This is a genomic window from Actinomycetota bacterium, assembly GCA_005774595.1.
Lineage (GTDB): Bacteria > Actinomycetota > Coriobacteriia > Anaerosomatales > D1FN1-002 > D1FN1-002.
Map to the genome: position 1 here is coordinate 1 of VAUM01000209.1, position 3495 is coordinate 3495.

4 protein-coding genes are annotated in these 3495 nt (G+C 73.3%); 3 read left to right on the plus strand and 1 reads right to left on the minus strand.

Annotated features, from left to right (window positions below; all coding sequences use genetic code 11):
• Positions 1-1049: 1049 nt before the first annotated feature.
• Positions 1050-1787 (plus strand): hypothetical protein, encoded by a 738-nt coding sequence (locus tag FDZ70_07975; protein TLM73013.1) that lies wholly within the window; start codon positions 1050-1052, stop codon positions 1785-1787.
• Here the strand turns inward: FDZ70_07975 and FDZ70_07980 are convergent.
• Entirely contained in the window at positions 1784-2668 is an 885-nt protein-coding gene (locus tag FDZ70_07980; protein TLM73014.1) for a Crp/Fnr family transcriptional regulator, read from the minus strand. The genes FDZ70_07975 and FDZ70_07980 overlap by 4 nt on opposite strands.
• On the opposite strand from FDZ70_07980, the gene FDZ70_07985 reads away from it, so the two are divergent.
• Complete coding sequence (locus FDZ70_07985) at positions 2589-3050, plus strand: hypothetical protein (protein TLM73015.1); 462 nt, start codon at positions 2589-2591, stop codon at positions 3048-3050. The two genes, FDZ70_07980 and FDZ70_07985, sit on opposite strands and share 80 nt — an antisense overlap.
• 57 nt (positions 3051-3107) lie before the next feature.
• A partial coding sequence (locus FDZ70_07990) for a ferredoxin (protein TLM73016.1) occupies positions 3108-3495 on the plus strand: 388 nt, incomplete at its 3' end.

Consider the following 3495-nt stretch of genomic DNA (forward strand, 5'->3'; position numbering starts at 1 on the left):
GCCGGAGGCGCCGGAGGCGCATCGCGACCCGGACCTGACCGCCGAGGAGCGCCGCGAGGCGTCACGTGCGCGCCGTTCCGAGCGCTCGTCCGGCGGCGGCCGCGCGTCGGGCCCGCGCCGGTCCGGCGGTGGCGGGCCGTCGTCGACGGTCGTGTGGATCGTCGTGGGTGTGGTCGTGCTCGCCGTCGCCGGCGTCGTCGGCTGGATGGGGTACGGCGCGGTGAGCAAGCGCGCCGCGGCTGAGGGCAAGTTGCGCGAGGGGCTCGGGCTGCTCAAGAAGGCCGACGTCGTCGTCGTGCGCATCGACCAGGTCGTCGGCGGCACGCTGACCGCCGAGATGGCCGAGACCGCGGCTGCCGCAGAGCGCGACATGCCCGGCGCGGTCACCGACCTCAAGGCCGCCGCGAACGCGCTCGCCGTCGCACGCGCCGACCTGCGCTCCGACCAGCAGCCGCTCGCCGACGCGGCGCGCGAGTCCGCGCAGGCGCGCGTCGCGATGCTGGAGAAGGCCGGCCCGCTGCTCGCGGCGAACCGCGGCGCCGCCGGGGCGCTCGGCCCCTCGGCCCAGGGCTGGACCCTGCTGACCGACGCGGCCAAGATCGCCGACACGGCGGTCGACAAGTACAACCTGCGTACCGAGGCCGGCGTCAAAGAGTCCGAGAAGCTCACGGCGCAGGCGCGCGCGAAGGTCGTCGAGGGCCGCAAGCTCATGGCGCAGGCCGCCAGCTCGTTCCCCGAGGCGGGCCTCGGCCTGTACGTCGAGTACGCCGACGACGAGCTCAAGGCACTCGACAAGTCCAAGGAGACCAACACCGCCTGGCTCGCCGGCGACAAGACCAAGGCCAACACGCTGGCCAAGGAGGCCAACAAGCTCGAGAAGGAGGCCTCGGCGCTCGGCCAGAAGCTCGACGCGCCGTCGGCGGCGATCGCCAAGGCGTTCGACCTGCTCGTCACCGAGCCGAACGCGGCGTACCAGGCCGCGCGCGCCGCCGCGTCCAAGGCCGACGAGAAGCTGACCGCCCTGACCGTCGCCCAGTAGGGGAGCGCGCATGCAGTCCGTGCTGTCGAGCTGGATCTGGCCCGCCGTCACCGCCGCGCTCGGTTTCGTCTACGTCGGCCTGCTGCTCGTCCAGTTCGCGCGTCGCCGCAAGATGCACCAGCTCATGTGGGCGGTAGGCTTCCTGTTCTACGCGGTCGCCGCGCTGATGGAGGCCATCTCCGAGGCGACCCGGTCCTGGGACCACCTCGTCTACCGCTTCTACATCGTGCTGGCCGCCTCGCTCGTAGGCTTCCTCGGCAACGGCACGCTGTACCTCATCACCAAGAAGCGCATCTGGGGCGACGTCTACCTCGGCATCAACCTCGTCCTGCTGGCGGTGTTCCTGTACGGGACGATGACCGTGGACCTCGTGACCTCGAAGCTCGTGGCCGGCATCGTGGTCGGCGGCCAGGCGCTCGGCGAGTCGGGCACCTTCCCGCGGCTGATGTCGCTGCCGTTCAACATCCCCGGCTCGCTGCTGCTGCTCGGCGGGTCGGCCTGGTCGGTCATCAAGTTCATGCCGAAGCGCGAGTATCGCTACCGCGCCTGGGCCAACGTCCTCATCTTCGTCGGCACGCTCATCATCGCGTGGGCCGGCTCGCAGGCGCGCCTCGGCGCGTCGGCGGGGCTGTACGTCGGCGAGATGGTGGCCAGCGCCGTGCTGCTCGCGGGCTTCCTGATGGCCGGGACGCTCGAGAAGGGCGCGGCCGCGGTGCGTGCGGCGCGGGCGGACGCTGGCGAGGGCTAGCCCTCCTCGTACCCCTCGCCGAGGCGTGCCAGCGCGCCCACGTCGTGCAGCACGGTGGTGCGGCCGCGCACGGTGATGAGCCCGTCGTCGCGCAGGCGCGCGAGCGCGCGCGACAGCGTCTCGGGCACCGTGCCGAGCTGCGTGGCGAGCGCCGCCTTCGTCATCCCGAGGTCGACCTCGAGCCCGTCCGCGCCCGGGCGGCCCGCCGCGAGCGAGCGCGCGAACAGGAAGCGCGCGAGGCGCTGCGGCACGTCGAGCGAGAGCGTGGTCGCGACCGCGGTGAAGCCGACGAGCCGGGTCGCGAGGTCCACCACCACGTCGCGCGCGACGCCGGGCTCTGTCTCGAGCAGCGCGAGCACGGCGTCTCGCGGGAGCCACGCGATGGCCGAGTCCTCGGTGGCGTCGATGCTGGCCGGGTAGCGCCCGCCCGCGAGTGCGGCGACGGCCGCGACCGGATGCCCGGGGCCGAACGCCTCGAAGGTGATCTCGCGGCCGTCGGCGCCGAGATGGTACGCGCGCGCGGCGCCCGCGATGACGACGCCGAGACGCAGGGCGGCGTCCCCCTCGGTGACGAGCGGCGCGCCCGCGCCCGCGTGCTCGACGCGCGCAACGGCGCCCAGGCGTGCGACCGCGGCGTCGCTCGCCGACCGCCACAGGCGGCAGGCGCGCAGGGTCTCGAGGACCTCGGGGCGGGCGTCGGGCACGGTCGCGGCGCTCCTTCGTGCGGACTTGACCGTCGTCAAGGAACGATAGCGCACCCGCGGGGTAGCGTGCGCCTCGACGGCGGAAGGAGGCGCTCGGATGACCGGGACGTTCGCACACAGGATGGCCGACGCGAGGGTGCGCCACGACACCGCGCTCGTCGGCGACTTCACCGGCATCTACTGCAAGGGCCACCATGCCGACAGGCGCCGCCGCCCGGCGGCCACCGACGCCGCGTCGCTCGGCGTCTACGGCGCGCATCCGCCCGTGGTCTGCGAGGAGTGCGAGGCGCACCTGGCATACGCCGAGAAGCGCCGCGCCTACTGCGCGAAGGACCCGAAGCCGTTCTGCGCCCACTGCGACACGCACTGCTACGCGGCGCCCGAGTCGGAGTGGCAGTGCGTGATGATGCGCTACTCGGGCCCGAGGTCCTGGGCGCACGGGTACCTGATCGACGGCCTCAAGCACATGCGCGACACGCGCCGCGCGCGCACGGAGCACGCACGGCGTCAGGCCGCCGGCATGCAGGGCGTCGCCGGCTCGGAGTCGGCGGACGCGTAGACGACAGCCAAGGCCGGGCGCCGTGCCCGGCCGGCACGCGAGAAAGAGGGCACGAAGATGAGCACGAGCACCGTCACCCGACAGATCGTCCGCATCGACGAGGAGCTGTGCACCGGCTGCGGCCTGTGCGTCTCGCCGTGCGCGGAAGGCGCCATCCAGATCGTCGACGGCAAGGCGCGCGTGATCCACGAGGAGCTGTGCGACGGCGCCGGGTTCTGCCTCGGCGTCTGCCCGACCGGCGCACTGACCATCGAGACGCGCGAGGCGGTCCCGTTCGACCACGCCGCCGCCGAGCCGATCATCGCCGAGAAGAAGGCGAACTACATCGCCCAGCACTGCTTCAGCTGCGGGGCGTCGGAGGACGAGCGCCCGCTGCTGCCGGTGCGCACCGCGGGCGACTCGACGTGGGTGTGCGTGCGCTGCCTGCCCGCGCTCATCCACGGGT